Consider the following 15,320-nt stretch of genomic DNA (forward strand, 5'->3'; position numbering starts at 1 on the left):
CTGTGCGGCATCGTGTTCTCCGGCTGGCAGTTCGGCCGCGCGATGCTGGCTGCCGATGCCAAGCGCGCCGAGGATCCTGCCTTCCACGATGCCAAGATCGCGACCGCGCATTTCTTCGCCGAGCACATCCTGTCGCAGGCGTCGGCATTGCGTGATGCCGTCGTCAGCGGCGGGGCGCCGGTCAATGCGCTGACCGCCGAGCAGTTCTGACCGGCAAGCGCTGCGCGCAGATGTGAAAAGGGCGACCCCGAAGGGTCGCCCTTTTTGCTGGTCGGGACGGTACCTGGATCAGGCGGCAGCCGGGCGCGGCGCCAGGTGCTGGCGCGCGGGCTTCAGGTAGCGGCCCACCGACAGGTCGTCGGCGCGGATCGCGGGCGACTTGCCCGAGACCAGGTCCGACAGCAGCTTGCCCGAGCCGCAGGCCATGGTCCAGCCCAGCGTGCCGTGGCCGGTGTTCAGCCACAGGCCGCGCACCTGGGTCGGGCCGACGATGGGCGTGCCGTCTGGGGTCATCGGGCGCAGGCCGGTCCAGAAGGTGGCGCGGCTGACATCACCGGCGCCCGGGAACAGGTCGGTCACCACGTGTTCGAGCGTGCGGCGCTTGGCCGGATCGAGGCTGCGGTCATAGCCGACGATCTGGGCCATGCCGCCCACGCGGATGCGGTCTTCGAAGCGGGTGATGGCGACCTTGTAGGTTTCGTCCAGCACGGTGGACACCGGGCTGCGCGACGGATCGTTCAGCGGCACCGTGATCGAGAAGCCCTTGAGCGGGTACACCGGCAGGTTGGACATGCCCGACAGGAACGGCTTGACCAGCTGCGTCGACCAGCTGCCCAGCGCCACCACCACCAGGTCGGCGGCCATCGGCTCGCCGTTGACCACGGCGCCGGTGACGGCATCGCCCTGGGTCATCAGGCTGTCGATCGAGCGGTTGTACAGGAATTTCACGCCCAGCATCTCGGCCATGCCTGCGAGCCGTTGCGTAAACAGCGCGCAGTCGCCGGTTTCATCGTTGGGGAGGCGCAGGCCGCCGGCCAGCTTGTGGCGGACGGCGGCCAGCGCCGGTTCGCTCGCGGCGAGTTCCTCGCGCGAAAGCAACTGGTAGGGCACCCCGGCTTCTTCCAGCACGGCGATGTCCTTGGCCGCGCCTTGCAGCTGCTCTTCGGTGCGGAACACCTGCAGCGTGCCTTGCTGGCGGCCTTCGTAAGCGATGCCGGTTTCCGCGCGCAGCGCGCGGATGCAGTCGCGGCTGTACTCGGCCAGCCGCACCATGCGTTCCTTGTTGACGGCGTAGCGCCCGGCGCTGCAGTTCAGCAGCATCTGCCACATCCATTGCAGCTGGAACAGGGTGCCGTCCGGACGGATGCTGAGCGGCGCGTGTTCCTGGAACATCCACTTGATCGCCTTGAGCGGCACGCCGGGCGCGGCCCATGGCGACGCATAGCCGGGCGAGATCTGCCCCGCGTTGGCAAAGCTGGTGCCGAGCGCGGGACCCGCCTCGCGGTCGACGACGGTCACTTCGTGACCGGCCTTGGCCAGGTACCACGCACTGGTGACGCCGATAACACCACTGCCGAGTACGAGAACGCGCATGTCCGGAAGCTCCAACTGCAATGACAAGTTGATAGAGGATTTATCTCTATACTATTGAATCCAATCCAGTCATTGTTATCGAATTTCTTCGGAAAACAGGAAAAACTCATGAGAACGAGTCGCCAGCCCATGCGCACCCTCGACCGGCTCGACCGCAAGATCCTGATGGCGCTGCAAAGCGACGGCAGGATGTCGATGAAGGACCTCGCCGAAGCGGTCGGGCTGACCATCACGCCCTGCATCGAGCGCGTTAAGCGCCTGGAGCGCGATGGTGTCATCATGGGCTACTACGCACGGCTGAACCCGGCACTGCTGGGCAGCGCGCTACTGGTGTTCGTCGAGATCTCGCTGGGCAACAAGTCGGGCAATATGTTCGAGCAGTTCCGGCGCGAGGTGCTGCGCATCCCGGAAGTGCTGGAATGCCACCTGGTCTCGGGCGATTTCGACTACCTGATCAAGGCGCGCATCCGCGAGATCGGCGAATACCGCCGGCTGCTGGGCGATATCCTGCTGCAGCTGCCCGGCGCAGCGCAGTCGAAGAGCTATGTGGTGATGGAAGAGATCAAGGAGACACTGGCGATTTCCGTCGAGGAGAAGAGCCAGGCAGTGTGACCAAGGCCAGCATGGAGCGCCCTCCGCAAAAACCCAAGCCCGCCAGCGGCCGCCCGACGCGGCCCGATGCCGACCCGGATGCACTCGCGCCGCAGGCAGGCCCGCGGCCGCCCGTGGCGCGCAAGGGCCGGGGCGCCGTGAGCAACCTGCAGGGACGTTTCGAGCGCGACCTGCGCGAAGCGTTCGACGATGGCTGGGGCAGTGCACCGGAAGAGGCACCGCATACCATCGAGGTCGCCCCGTCGCCGGAAGCCGCCCCGCTGCCGCCGCTGCGCACGGAAGTCCATATCGAGCGCGCCCGTTCTGTCCTGACGCGCAATGCATCCCCCGACATCCCGTTCGATGTCTCGCTCAACCCCTACCGCGGTTGCGAGCACGGCTGCATCTACTGCTTCGCCCGGCCGACGCACGCCTACCTGGACCTGTCGCCGGGGCTGGACTTTGAAACGCAGCTTTATGCCAAAACCAATGCCGCCGAGCGGCTGCGCGAGGCGCTGGCACGGCCGTCGTACCGCTGCGAGACCATCGCGCTGGGCGTCAACACCGACGCCTACCAGCCGATCGAGCGCGAACAGCGCATCACGCGCGGCCTGCTTGAGGTTATGAGCGAGTGTGACCACCCGGTGGCGCTGATTACCAAGTCGTCGCTGATCGAGCGCGATATCGACCTGCTCGCGCCGATGGCGGCGAAGCGGCTAGCGGTGGCGGCGGTCACCATCACCACGCTGGATGCCGGCATCGCGCGCACGCTGGAACCGCGCGCGGCCACGCCGTCACGCCGGCTGCGCACCATCCGCACGCTGACCGACGCCGGCATCCCGGTGGGTGTGAGCATCGCCCCGGTGATCCCGTTCATCACGGAACCCGACCTGGAGCGTGTATTGGAAGCGGCGCACGAAGCGGGCGCCGTCTATGCAAACTACATCGTGCTGCGGCTGCCCTGGGAAGTGCGGCCGCTGTTCGAGGAATGGCTGCTGGCACATTTTCCCGACCGCGCGGAACGGGTGATGAACCGCGTGCGCGACATGCGCGAGGGCAAAGCCTACGATGCCAGCTTTGCCTCGCGCATGCGCGGTACGGGCGTGTGGGCGGACTTGCTGCGCCAGCGTTTCTACAAGGCCGCCGAACGGCTAGGGTTTCGTTACAACCGGTTTGAGCTGGATACGTCGCGTTTCCGCCCGCCGGTCAGGGGGCCCCGCGGCAAGGACGATCCGCAGGGTTCGCTGTTCTGAGTCTTCTGAGCGCGCTCGGTGGCCAGTTGGTCGCCGATCATGCTGCTGGCGAGTTCCAGCGCGGCCTTCGCGCTCGATGGCGGCAGTCCCGAGGACAGCGCCAGCCTGACAGCGATCGCCGCCAGGCGTCCTTCCTCATAGGTTGGCATGTCGATGCTTGCTCCTTTGCGCCAGGGTGTGGCCCCGCCGCGCGTGACACCGCCGGGATCGGTCGGCTCTACCAGTATGGGCGAATTGGCGGAAAGGAGAGCCGCCGTTTGCGCCGGCCTTGATCGTGCGCAAGCGCGCAGTGCGCTCTAGGTATCGGGCCGGTCCCAATAGGGCGGGTTGCCGAAGCGCTCGGCGAAGAAGTCCACGAAGGCGCGTGTCTTGGGCGGTACCAGGTGCCGGCTGGGAAACACTGCCCAGATCGACACTGCCGGCACCACTGGATATTCGTCCAGCACTGTCGCCAGCGCGCCGCTGCGCAACAGCGGGCCCACATCCCAGGTCGACTTGAGCGAGATGCCGACGCCGGCCACCACCGCGTCGCGCAGCACTTCGCCGTTATCCACGCGCAGGTTGCCGCGCACGTTCACCACGGTCTCGCCCAGCGGCGTATTGAAGCGCCACGCCGACTGGTCGGCCAGCACCAGGCAGTTGTGCTGGCGCAGGTCGTCCGGGTGGCGCGGCACGCCATGGCGCTGCAGGTAGGCGGGTGAGGCGCAGATCACGCGGTGGCTGGGTGCGAGCGCGCGTGCCACCAGCGTGGAATCGGGCAGCACGCCCATGCGCAGCGCCACGTCGATGCTGGCATCGACCAGTCCGATCACCTGGTCGGTCAGGCGCAAGTCAAGCGTGATGTCGGGATAAGCGGCAAGGAATTCCGGCAGCGCCGGCGAGACATGCTGGCGCCCGAAGGACGCCGGCGCGGTCACGCGCAACTGCCCGCGCGGGTGCTCGGCGCCGGTGCCGACCGATTCGCTGGCCAGATCCGCGGTGGCAAGCAACTGCTCCGCATGCGGCAGGAAGCGTTCGCCGTCGGCGGTGAGTGCCAGCCGGCGTGTGGTGCGATGCAACAGGCGGCTGCCCAGGGACTGTTCCAGGCGGCCCAGGCGGGCGCTGGCGGTAGAGGTGGACAAGCCCAGGTCGCGCGCGGCGGCCGACAGGTTGCCCAGCGCCGCGGCGCGGACGAAGACGGCAATGTCGAGCAGGTCGAAATGCACGGCGCCAATGCCGCCGCGGCCGTTATTGCGACAACGCGCGGGCGGCCTCGACCTGCGATTCGAAGAAGGTCTGGAAGCTGATCGCCAGCCCGGCCATCAGCAGGCCGGTGCCGATCAGCAGCGACAGGATCACCAGAATCACCACCGGCCAGCCGGAGCGCGTAGGTTTGCCGAGCTGGTTGAAGCGTGCGTCCCATTTGTCGTCCGGGCGCAGCCCGTAGACGATGGCCGCCAGGAAGGCGCTGATGACGGAGGCTCCGCCGGCGACGGCGAAGGTCCAGTTCAGCACCGGGGTGCCCGCGCCGGCCGCCATCGAGGCCACGCCGATCGCGCCCGCCAGCAGCGCCAGCAGGTGCGTCCAGCCATACGGGTCGCGCAGGCCGCCCAGGTAGAAGCGATGCGCGCCCAGGCTGCCGAACAGGAACGCCAGCGCCACGGTCAGCAGCTTCGATTTGCCGCGCGCGGGCGGCGAGGCGAGCGTGGAGGCATGGCGGGCTGGCGTGGCTGCTGGCATGGTCGGATATCCGGCGGTTGCGGGCCGGCAATGCACCGGCACAGGAACGGCGGCACACGGGTACCGGCCGGCCCACATTGTACGCCGGCAGTCAGCGCAAGAAAGGGAAGTGCGTCAGAAGACGCGCAGGACGGCGCTAATGCCAGCCTGACTGCAGGCCGTCCAGGAAGGCCACCGCGTGCTCGCTGATATGGGTTTCGCCGTAGAGGACCAGGGTCAGGATGCCCATGAACAGGATTGACAGCGATAACTGGCCGGCGTGTTCGGCCAGGTCGCTAAGAAGGGATGACATGATAAACCTCACAGAATTATTGTTATTGTCTTTCTGGAGGCTGCGCCCGGGCCGTTTTGATCGGGTCCGGCAGGAGGTGTCGGGCAGAGGCAGGTCAGTTCGATTGCCGTCTGCACTGGACGGCACGCTGTGAGCCCCGGACAGCGCCGGGCGGCAGCCTGTGCGTGGCACCCGGAAAGCGGGGCACACACTTAAATAGAGACAGGGGGAGCGGGGGAGGAGTTCCGTGAACAGCCGAAAGACCGTTGGGCCGTGCGGCAATGGGCGGGGTTGCGCCGACAGCCGTCAGCAGCGACCTTTATCGGCCATTGTCGCGGCCACGTGCCTGCCAGCCGGGGCCGACGTTGCCTGGCCGGGAGTCGTTGCGGGCTTCATTGGGGTTGTCGCGTTCCTGGCCCCGGCCGCGGTTATCGTCGCGGGCACCAGCCAGCGCGGCGCGGCGCCCGCTCAGGCGGTCGTCGGCACGGGCGCGTGCTTCCATGCGGTCGATCTGGGCTTGCACGTGCTCGCGGCTCTCGGCGCGCACGCTGGCCATCTGCCAGCCGTCGCGGGGCTGCGGCTGCATCCGAGCGGAGCGGCCATCGGGCCGTACTTGTTGCCAGAACGCGACCTGGGCATGGCTGGCGGCAACCGCGCCGACCAGGCCCGAGGCCACCAGGATGCCAGCCACCAGGTCGCGCAGGAGAGAGCGGGTGAGCATGCGGATTCCCAGGTTCCTGACGCGCTGTGTTGCTGTTGGAAGATGGGTTCATGGTACGCATGGGCCATCGGGGCGCCTATGCCAATCCCGTTACCGGTGTAACGGATTGTTTCGGCCACCCGGGCCCCCTTTCCGTGGGGTTTTCAGCGGGGTTCAGGGCCGGTAGCGGATGCGGTAAATGGCCCCGGCAAGGTCGTCGCTGACCAGCAGCGAACCGTCCGGTGCAACCAGGACGTCGACCGGGCGGCCCCACGGCCTGCCACCGCGCAGCCAGCCCTGCGCGAACACCTCCTGGTGCACCGCCTTGCCGGCATCGTCGAGCACCACCCGGACCACGCGGTAGCCGGACGGCTCGCTGCGGTCCCAGCTGCCGTGCTCGGCAATGAAGACGTTGTTGCGGTAGGGCGCCGGGAATTGCGTGCCGGTATAGAAGCGCATGCCCAGGGCCGCCACGTGCGCACCCAGCAGGGCCACCGGCGGCACGAACTCGGCGCAGGAGCGCTGGCTGCCATATTCGGGATCGGCAACCTTGCCGGCATGGCAGTACGGGTAGCCGAAATGCTGGCCGGCAGCGGTGGCGCGGTTGAGTTCGTCGTCGGGCAGATCGTCGCCCATGCGGTCGCGGCCGTTGTCGGTGAACCACAGTTCGCGCGTGGCCGGGTGCCAGTCGAAGCCGACGGTGTTGCGCACGCCGCGTGCCACCACCTGCAGGTCGCTGCCGTCGGGCTTCATCTTCATGATGTTGGCGTAGCGGTTCTCGTCGGGCGCGCAGATGTTGCATGGCGCGCCGACCGGCACGTAGAGATAGCCGTCGGGACCGAAGGCGATGAATTTCCAGCCATGGTGCCCGTCCGTGGGGAAGCGGTCGCTCACCACCGTTGGTGCCGGCGGCTTGTCGAGGCTGGCCTCGATATGGTCGATCCGCACGATCTTCGACACCGAGGACGCGTACAGGCTGCCGTCGTGCAAGGCCACGCCGGCCGGCATGCGCAGCCCGGTGGCGACCGTGCGCACGCGCGGCCGGGCCCCCAGCGCGTCGGTCACCGCGTAGACCTTGCCTTCGCCGCGCGAGCCGACGAAGAGCGTGCCCGACGGCGACATCGCCATGGCGCGCGCGCCTGGCACGTCCTGCGTCAGCACCTCGATGCGGAAACCAGGCGGCAGCCGGACCTGGTCCAGCGGCAGGGCGGCCGGCGCGGACCCGGTGCCTGCCAGCAGTACAATGGCGAGCAGGGCCGCGGGCTGCACGGTGCGTGCCATGAAGTGCAGAGCCGGGCGCATGTCGGGCCTCCTGTCGCGGTTTTTGCCACGATGCCTGCACGGCAGGCGCGCGTCAATCGCCTAAGTTCACCTAAGTGTTTGTTTGGCCTCGGTAACTGGGCTATACTCTTGCGTTTCGTGTTCGAACGTCCTCGAACACCCCGTTTCGAACACCCCGTTTTCTGAGGAATCATTCCATGGTCGTTATCCGTCTGGCTCGCGGCGGCAGCAAGAAGCGCCCGTTCTTCAACATCGTCGCCACCGACTCGCGCAACCGTCGCGATGGTCGTTTCATTGAGCGCGTTGGTTTCTACAACCCGCTGGCTACGGAAGGTGAAGAAGGCCTGCGCCTGGCGCAAGACCGCCTGGCTTACTGGCAAGGCGTTGGCGCCCAGCTGTCGCCGACCGTTGCCCGCCTGGTCAAGCAAGGCGCCGCCAAGGCTGCTGCCTGATAGTCGCCTGCAGCGCGCCCCGTCGAACCGCTTTTACGGCCGGCGGGGCGTGTTCTTATTGCACACGTGACTGAACGAAAGCAGGGCGCCGTCCGGCCGCTGAACCGACCGCTGGTTCAGCCCCAGGGCGAGCCACAAAAGGCTTGCAAACTGCCCGCGGCGCTCCTGTATGCCGACCCCCTGCCGGAAGACCTTGTAGAGGTCGGCTATATTGGCGCTGCCTACGGCATCCGCGGCTGGATCAAGGTCTTGCCGCATGCCGATGATGCTTCGGCCCTGCTGCATGCCCGCCGCTGGTGGCTGCTGGCACCGCCGCAGGCGGGGCTGGTGGCGGCCGATGCGTCGCGTGCCCAGCCCGTCTGCGTAAAGATCGCGCAGTCGCGCGAGCACAGCGGCACCGTCGTGGCGCAAGCGTCCGGCGTGGCCGACCGCAATCTTGCGGAAGCGCTCAAGGGCCGTCGCGTGTGGATCCGGCGTGCGGATTTTCCCGCGCCGGAAGAAGATGAGTTCTACTGGGTCGACCTGATCGGCTGCACCGTCAGCAACGAGCAAGGCGAGTTGCTGGGCGAGGTGTCCGGGCTGATCGACAACGGTGCCCACCAGATCCTGCAGGTGGCCTGCGTGCTCCCTGACGGCAAGGCCGGTGAACGGCTGATTCCGTTTGTCGATGCGTTCCTGCGCTCGGTGGATACCGCGGGCAGGCGCATCGTGGTGGACTGGGGGCTCGACTACTGAGCCTGTGCCCGCGATGGTGCGGGATTGGCGCAGGATTGGGATTGGGAGAGAGCGGATGCAGTTCGATGTGATCACGCTGTTTCCCGACATGTTTCGCGCGCTGACCGACTGGGGTATCACCAGCCGGGCGGCCAAGCAGCAGCGCTATGGCTTGCGCACCTGGAATCCGCGTGATTTCACGGTCGACAACTACCGCACCATCGATGATCGTCCTTACGGCGGCGGTCCCGGCATGGTGATGCTGGCCAAGCCGCTGGATGATGCGATCGATGCCGCGGTGGCGGCGCAGGCGCAGGCCGGCGTGCCGAAGCCGCATGTGGTGCTGATGTCGCCGCAGGGCAAGACGCTGTCGCATGCCAGGGTGATGGAGCTGGCCGAACGGCCGGGCCTGGTCTTGCTGTGCGGCAGGTATGAGGCCATCGACCAGCGGCTGATCGACCGCCGCGTGGACGAGGAAATCAGCCTCGGCGACTTTGTGCTGTCGGGCGGCGAGCTGCCGGCGATGGCGCTGATCGACGCCGTGGTGCGGCACTTGCCCGGCGTGCTGGGCGATGCGCAGTCCGCCGTGCAGGACAGTTTCGTCAATGGCCTGCTGGATTGTCCGCACTACACGCGGCCGGAAGAATATGAAGGCGTGCGGGTTCCCGAGATCCTGCTCGGGGGGCATCACGCCGAGATCGAGAAATGGCGGCGCCAGCAGGCGCTGGCCAATACCGCGAGCAAGCGCCCCGACCTGATCAAGGCCGCTCGCGAACAAGGTTTGCTGACCCGCGCCGACGAGAAATTCTTGTCGGAATGGGCGGCGAAGGAAGGGCGGGGGGAGACCCCCGCCAGGTAAAACCCCATCCTCTGCCGGGGCCCGGGCAATGCCTGGGGCATACAACGCCGGCACGATGGTTACGGAGAAAAAACGATGAACATCATCGAGCAGATCGAGAAGGAAGAGATCGCGCGTCTGACCGCGAACAAGACCATCCCCGCATTCGCACCTGGCGACACCGTGATCGTCAACGTGAACGTGGTGGAAGGTACCCGCAAGCGCGTGCAGGCCTACGAAGGCGTCGTGATTGCCAAGCGCAACCGCGGCCTGAATTCGTCCTTCATCGTGCGCAAGATCTCGTCGGGTGAAGGCGTGGAACGTACGTTCCAGCTGTACTCGCCGCTGATTGCCGGCATCGAAGTGAAGCGTCGCGGCGACGTGCGTCGTGCGAAGCTGTACTACCTGCGCCAGCGTTCGGGCAAGTCCGCACGTATCAAGGAAAAGCTGGTGTCGAAGGCTGCTGTCGCTGCCAAGGCTGCGCAGTAAGCTGGGCATGCCGGCCGGGGCAGCCCGGCCAGCGTTTCCTCAGGAAGGGCACCCCAGGGTGCCCTTTTTGCATTGGCGCGGCGCAAACGTTGGAAGCGGCGGGCATTTTTGCTGCGACGCCAGAATGCGCGCTTCTGTCATACTTACAATGTTATGCGTCCTGCTTTCGATCCCGAATCCCTTCCCGTCATCGACACCGACCTGCGCAACAGCGCCCTGAGCGCGCCGCGGTTGCAGGTGGACTTTATCCGGCACCGCTTCCAGGTGCCGCCGGCCTGGGCGCCGGAGCTGACCGATGAATCGCGTGTCTATGACCGCAGCCGCGGGCTGCGCGACGCCGCCGTGCTAGTGCCGCTGGTGGAGCGCCATTACGGCCTGACGGTGCTGCTGACGCAGCGCAATGCCAACCTGAGCGCGCATGCCGGGCAGATCAGCTTCCCGGGCGGGAGGCAGGAGTCATGGGATGTCAACCGAATCGACACGGCGCTGCGCGAGACGGAAGAAGAGGTGGGCCTGGCGCGCGACTATGTGGAAGTGCTGGGTGCGCTGCCGGACTACATCACCGGCACCGGTTTCCACGTGAGCCCCGTGGTAGGGCTGGTGCGTGACGGTTTCACGCTGCGCCCCGATGCCTCGGAAGTCGCCGATGTCTTCGAAGTGCCGCTCGCGTTCCTGATGGACCCGTCCCACCATGAACGGCGCCTGTTCCGCTGGGTCGATGGCGAACGGGTGTTCTACGCCATGCCCTATCCGCGCGAGACAGGCGGCCACCGCTTTATCTGGGGCGCCACCGCGGGCATGCTGCGCAATCTTTACCACCTGCTGGCGGCCTGAGCTGCCGGGTTCTTACGCTGCGGCCTGGTCCTTGCTGCCGATGCAGTGGGGGCAGCTCTTGCCGACCACGTAGTGCGGGCTTTGCTGCTCCTGCGGCGTGACCACCGCGCGGCAGGCAAAGCATTGCTTAGGGCCGGCAGGCTCCAGGTTGGGGTTCAGCGCGGTGCGGTAGTCAAAGACGAAGCAGTCGCCGCGATAGTGGCTGCCGCCGACCTCCTCGAAGTACTTCAGGATGCCGCCCTCGAGCTGGTACACGCGCTCGATGCCGGCTTCCTGCATATGGATCGCCGCCTTCTCGCAGCGGATGCCGCCGGTGCAGAACGACACCACGGTCTTGCCTTCCAGCTCACCCTTGTGGGCCGCCACTGCGTCAGGAAATTCGCTGAACTTGGCGATGTCGTATTCGACGGCGTCTTCGAACGTGCCAACCGCGACTTCGAAATCATTGCGCGTGTCCAGCATCACCACCGGACGGCCTTCGTCGTCGTGCCCCTGGTCCAGCCAGCGCTTCAGGTCGGCCGGCCGCACTGACGGCGCGCGGCCTTCCTCGGGGCGGATCAGCGGCATCTTCATGGTGATGATTTCCTTCTTGGCGCGCACCAGCATGCGCTTGAAGGGCTGGTTTTCCGACAGGCTTTCCTTGGGCACGATATCGGCAAAGCGCGCATCGGCATGCAGCCAGGCCATGAAGCCGTCGATGGCAGCGCGCGGGCCCGCCAGGAACATGTTGATGCCCTCGGGCGCGAGCAGGATCGTGCCTTTCAGGCCGGCCGCTTCGCAGCGCTCGCGCATGGCCGGGCGCAGGGTCTCGATGTCGTCCAGCGAGACGAATTTGTAAGCGGAAATATTGACGATCTGCATGAGAGACTGCGCCTGCACGGCCGCGTCCGGGAGGGGCGCCGACGGCTTGCGATAACTACCTGATTGGAAAGGCGAAATTATAACGCGTGCGGGCGCCGGCGCCGCGCATTCCCAAGCACGCCGATCAGCTATGCCGGGCCCTCGCGCGAGGCCGCCTGCACGCAATATCGGAGGCATGCCAGCGGACTGAGCCGGTACAATGTCGCCCATGTCCGCACCCCGCTTCGTACACCTCCGCCTGCATTCCGAATATTCCATCGTGGACGGCATCGTCCGCCTGGAAGACGCCGTCAAGGCCGCCGCCGCCGATGGCATGGGCGCTCTCGCCCTGACGGACCTTGCCAACGCCTTCGGGCTGATCCGTTACTACAAGGAGGCGCGCGGCGGCGGCGTGAAGCCCGTGGTCGGTGCCGACGTCTGGCTCACCAACGCCGAGGACCGCGACAAGCCGTCGCGCCTGCTGCTGCTGGTGCAGGACCGCCGCGGCTACCTGAACCTGTGCATGCTGCTGTCGCGCGCGTGGCTGGGCAACCAGCACCGCGGGCGCGCCGAGATCGATCCGGCCTGGTTCCTGGAACCCGGCGAGGACGACCTGCCGCTGGCCACTGGCCTGATCGCCCTGTCGGGCGCAATGGGTGGCGATATCGGCATGGCGCTGGCCAACGGCAATGCCGACGGTGCGCGCCGCGCGGCACAGCATTGGTCCACGGTATTCGCGCAGCGTTTCTACATCGAACTGCAGCGTGCCGGCAATGCCGGCACCGATGCCTACGTGCAGCAGGCCGTGCAGCTTGCGGCTGAACTGCAACTGCCGGTGGTGGCCACGCATCCGGTGCAGTTCATGACGCCGGACGACTACACCGCGCACGAGGCGCGCGTGTGCATCGCCGAGGGCGAGCTGCTGGCCAATCCGCGCCGCACCCGGCGCTTTACCACCGACCAGTACTTCAAGACCCAGGACGAGATGTGCGCGCTGTTCGCGGACATCCCCTCGGCACTGGAGAACGCGGTCGAGATCGCGCGCCGCTGCAACCTGACGCTGGAGCTGGGCAAGCCGCGCCTGCCGCTGTTCCCGACGCCCGACGGCATGTCGCTGGACGACTACCTGGTCTTCATGGCCAAGGACGGGCTGGAGAAGCGCCTGGCAGTGCTGTTCCCCGACGAGGCGGTGCGCGAATCGAAGCGCCCGGAATACTACGCACGGCTGGAGTTCGAGACCGGCACCATCATCAAGATGGGCTTCCCCGGCTACTTCCTGATCGTGGCGGACTTTATCAACTGGGCCAAGAACAACGGCGTGCCGGTGGGTCCGGGCCGCGGTTCGGGCGCCGGTTCGCTGGTCGCGTATGCGCTCGGCATCACCGACCTGGATCCGCTCAAGTACGCGCTGCTGTTCGAGCGATTCCTGAACCCAGAACGGGTGTCGATGCCTGACTTCGACATCGACTTCTGCCAGCACGGCCGCGATCGCGTGATCACCTACGTGAAGGAGAAGTACGGCAAGGACGCGGTATCGCAGATCGCCACCTTCGGCACTATGGCGGCCAAGGCCGCGGTGCGCGACGTGGGCCGCGTGCTCGACCTCGGCTACGGCTTTGTCGACGGCATCGCCAAGCTGATCCCGTTCAAGCCGGGCAAGCTGGTCACCATCGAGGAGGCCAAGAAGGAAGAGCCACTGCTGACCGAGCGCGAGAATAACGAGGAAGAAGTGCGCCAGTTGCTGGAACTGGCGCAGCGCGTGGAAGGCATGACGCGTAACGTCGGCATGCACGCCGGCGGCGTGCTGATCGCGCCCGGCAGGCTGACCGACTTCTGCCCGCTGTACACGCAGGGCGCGCAGAACGACGGCATGAGCGGCGTGGTCAGCCAGTACGACAAGGACGACGTCGAGGCCGCCGGCTTGGTGAAGTTCGACTTTCTGGGCCTGACCACGCTGACCATCCTGGACTGGGCCGAGCGCTATATCCGCCGCCTCGATCCGAGCAAGGCCGACTGGAACTGCAGCCATATCCCGCTCGACGACAGTCCCGCCTTCGATATCCTGAAGACTGCCAACACCGTCGCCGTGTTCCAGCTGGAAAGCCGCGGCATGCAGGGCATGCTCAAGGACGCCAAGCCTGACCGCTTTGAGGACATCATCGCGCTGGTGGCACTGTACCGCCCGGGCCCGATGGACCTGATCCCCAGCTTCTGCGCGCGCAAGCACGGCCGCGAGAAGGTGGAGTATCCCGATCCGCGCGTCGAACCCGTCCTGAAAGAGACCTACGGCATCATGGTCTACCAGGAGCAGGTGATGCAGATGGCGCAGATCATCGGCGGCTACTCGCTCGGCGGCGCCGACCTGCTGCGCCGCGCCATGGGCAAGAAGAAGCCCGAGGAAATGGCGCAGCACCGCGTGATGTTCCGCGAAGGTGCCGACAAGAATGGTCTCTCCGCGCAGCAGGCCGACGATATCTTCGACTTGATGGAGAAGTTCGCGGGCTACGGCTTCAACAAGTCGCACGCGGCCGCGTACGCACTGCTGGCGTACTACACCGCCTGGCTCAAGGCCCACCATCCGGCCGAATTCATGGCAGCCAACATGTCGCTGGCCATGGATGACACCGACAAGGTCAAGATCCTCTACGAGGACTGCAAGCTCAACAAGCTCGCGGTGCTGCCGCCCGACGTCAACGCCAGCGAATACCGCTTCGCGCCGACCGACTCCAAGACCATCCGCTATGGCCTGGGTGGCATCAAGGGCAGCGGCCAGGGCGCCATTGAAGACATCCTGCGCGCGCGCGAAGAGCGCCCGTTCACCGATCTGTTCGATTTCTGCGAGCGCGTCGACCGCCGCCAGGTCAACCGCCGCACCATGGAGGCCCTGATCCGCGCCGGCGCCTTCGACAGCCTGAACGACAACCGCGCCCAGCTGCTGGCCTCGGTGCCGATCGCGATGGAGGCCGCCGAGCAGAAGGCCGAGTCCGCCAACCAGGTGTCGCTGTTCGACCTGATGGGCGATGCCGGCGAAGCGCACCGCCCCGAGCTGCTGGACGAGCCCCGCTGGAGTCCCAAGCGCACGCTGCAGGAAGAAAAGCAGGCGCTTGGCTACTACTTCTCAGGCCATCTGTTCGATGCCTATCGCGACGAGGTGCGCCGCTTCAACAAGGGCACGCTGGCAGCGCTGGAAAAGGAAGTGCAGGGCAACGGCGGCGGCTTCGGCCGCGATGTGCGCGGCAAGACCATCGCCGGCGTGATCTCCGGCGTCCGCACGCAGATGACCCAGCGCGGCAAGATGCTGATCGTGACGCTCGACGACGGCACCGGGCTGGTCGAGATGACGGTGTTCAACGAGCTGTTCGACGCCAACCGGCACATGTTCCGCGAGGACGAGCTGCTGATTGCCACGGGGAATGCGCGGCACGATACGTTTACCGGTGGGGTGAGGTTCACGGCGGAATCGGTGATGGACCTGGTGGCCGCGCGCCTCAAGTTCGCCAGCGCGGTGCGGCTGGCGATGAATGGCAATTCCTCGACCGGGATGCTGCGCGAACTGCTGATGCCGCACCTGGCCCGCGCCAGCGGCGGGCAGGGTTTGCCGGTGCGCATCCACTACCAGTCGGCGGCGGCTTCGTGCGAGGCCATGCTCGGAGCGGACTGGAAGGTGGTGCCCTCCGACGAGGCGCTGACCGCGTTGCGGCTGGCGCTGTCGCCGGACAGCGTCAGCACCCTCTACGAATAAACC

At 66.6% G+C, this 15,320-nt stretch carries 16 protein-coding genes; 9 read left to right on the forward strand and 7 right to left on the reverse strand.

Going from position 1 to position 15,320, the window contains the following annotated elements:
* A partial coding sequence (locus tag AC3WL8_RS29590) for an acyl-CoA dehydrogenase C-terminal domain-containing protein (protein ID WP_492379420.1) occupies positions 1–210 on the forward strand: 210 nt, incomplete at its 5' end.
* Between the two features lie 78 nt (positions 211–288).
* On the opposite strand, the gene AC3WL8_RS29595 is transcribed toward AC3WL8_RS29590, so the two are convergent.
* On the reverse strand, positions 289–1,593 hold the full coding sequence (locus AC3WL8_RS29595) for a D-amino acid dehydrogenase (RefSeq protein WP_153955032.1): 1,305 nt from the start codon (positions 1,591–1,593) through the stop codon (positions 289–291).
* A 108-nt stretch (positions 1,594–1,701) separates the two neighbouring features.
* On the opposite strand from AC3WL8_RS29595, the gene AC3WL8_RS29600 reads away from it, so the two are divergent.
* Positions 1,702–2,205 carry an Lrp/AsnC ligand binding domain-containing protein gene (locus AC3WL8_RS29600; protein ID WP_013955869.1) on the forward strand — a complete coding sequence of 168 codons (504 nt, stop codon included), beginning with the start codon at positions 1,702–1,704 and terminating at the stop codon, positions 2,203–2,205.
* 11 nt (positions 2,206–2,216) lie between these two features.
* Positions 2,217–3,437: a PA0069 family radical SAM protein gene (locus tag AC3WL8_RS29605; RefSeq protein ID WP_492379430.1), complete on the forward strand. Its 1,221-nt coding sequence runs from the start codon at positions 2,217–2,219 to the stop codon at positions 3,435–3,437.
* Between the two features lie 296 nt (positions 3,438–3,733).
* On the opposite strand, the gene AC3WL8_RS29610 is transcribed toward AC3WL8_RS29605, so the two are convergent.
* The 5 genes from AC3WL8_RS29610 to AC3WL8_RS29630 form a co-directional block, all read right to left on the reverse strand.
* Positions 3,734–4,642 (reverse strand): LysR family transcriptional regulator, encoded by a 909-nt coding sequence (locus AC3WL8_RS29610; protein ID WP_211980825.1) that lies wholly within the window; start codon positions 4,640–4,642, stop codon positions 3,734–3,736.
* 22 nt (positions 4,643–4,664) lie between these two features.
* Positions 4,665–5,156 carry an NINE protein gene (locus AC3WL8_RS29615; RefSeq protein WP_013955875.1) on the reverse strand — a complete coding sequence of 164 codons (492 nt, stop codon included), beginning with the start codon at positions 5,154–5,156 and terminating at the stop codon, positions 4,665–4,667.
* 136 nt (positions 5,157–5,292) lie between these two features.
* Positions 5,293–5,448 carry a hypothetical protein gene (locus AC3WL8_RS29620; protein WP_013955876.1) on the reverse strand — a complete coding sequence of 52 codons (156 nt, stop codon included), beginning with the start codon at positions 5,446–5,448 and terminating at the stop codon, positions 5,293–5,295.
* A gap of 298 nt (positions 5,449–5,746) precedes the next feature.
* A complete protein-coding gene (locus AC3WL8_RS29625) occupies positions 5,747–6,148 on the reverse strand; it encodes a hypothetical protein (protein WP_013955877.1) in 402 nt (133 codons plus the stop codon).
* A 153-nt stretch (positions 6,149–6,301) separates the two neighbouring features.
* Complete coding sequence (locus tag AC3WL8_RS29630; protein ID WP_013955879.1) at positions 6,302–7,429, reverse strand: PQQ-dependent sugar dehydrogenase; 1,128 nt, start codon at positions 7,427–7,429, stop codon at positions 6,302–6,304.
* Between the two features lie 176 nt (positions 7,430–7,605).
* Here AC3WL8_RS29630 and rpsP point away from each other — a divergent pair, with 176 nt between their 5' ends.
* From rpsP to AC3WL8_RS29655, 5 genes are all read left to right on the forward strand, one after another.
* Positions 7,606–7,860 (forward strand): 30S ribosomal protein S16, encoded by a 255-nt coding sequence (gene rpsP, locus AC3WL8_RS29635; protein ID WP_010812927.1) that lies wholly within the window; start codon positions 7,606–7,608, stop codon positions 7,858–7,860.
* Positions 7,861–7,971: 111 nt separating this feature from the next.
* On the forward strand, positions 7,972–8,595 hold the full coding sequence (gene rimM, locus AC3WL8_RS29640) for a ribosome maturation factor RimM (RefSeq protein WP_051591612.1): 624 nt from the start codon (positions 7,972–7,974) through the stop codon (positions 8,593–8,595).
* Positions 8,596–8,650: 55 nt separating this feature from the next.
* Entirely contained in the window at positions 8,651–9,433 is a 783-nt protein-coding gene (trmD, locus tag AC3WL8_RS29645; RefSeq protein WP_211980827.1) for a tRNA (guanosine(37)-N1)-methyltransferase TrmD, read from the forward strand.
* Between the two features lie 75 nt (positions 9,434–9,508).
* Positions 9,509–9,901, forward strand: coding sequence for a 50S ribosomal protein L19 (gene rplS / locus AC3WL8_RS29650; RefSeq protein ID WP_013955882.1), 393 nt, complete (start codon positions 9,509–9,511; stop codon positions 9,899–9,901).
* A 153-nt stretch (positions 9,902–10,054) separates the two neighbouring features.
* The gene (locus tag AC3WL8_RS29655; protein ID WP_153955034.1) at positions 10,055–10,735 is read left to right on the forward strand and encodes a CoA pyrophosphatase; all 681 of its coding nucleotides are present in this window, start codon (positions 10,055–10,057) and stop codon (positions 10,733–10,735) included.
* Between the two features lie 12 nt (positions 10,736–10,747).
* On the opposite strand, the gene AC3WL8_RS29660 is transcribed toward AC3WL8_RS29655, so the two are convergent.
* Positions 10,748–11,596, reverse strand: a complete 849-nt coding sequence (locus tag AC3WL8_RS29660) for a sulfurtransferase (RefSeq protein ID WP_153955035.1) — start codon at positions 11,594–11,596, stop codon at positions 10,748–10,750.
* A gap of 208 nt (positions 11,597–11,804) precedes the next feature.
* On the opposite strand from AC3WL8_RS29660, the gene dnaE reads away from it, so the two are divergent.
* Positions 11,805–15,317, forward strand: coding sequence for a DNA polymerase III subunit alpha (gene dnaE, locus AC3WL8_RS29665; RefSeq protein ID WP_153955036.1), 3,513 nt, complete (start codon positions 11,805–11,807; stop codon positions 15,315–15,317).
* Positions 15,318–15,320: the final 3 nt, after the last annotated feature.

Source organism: Cupriavidus sp. FW305-F7, from assembly GCF_058782875.1.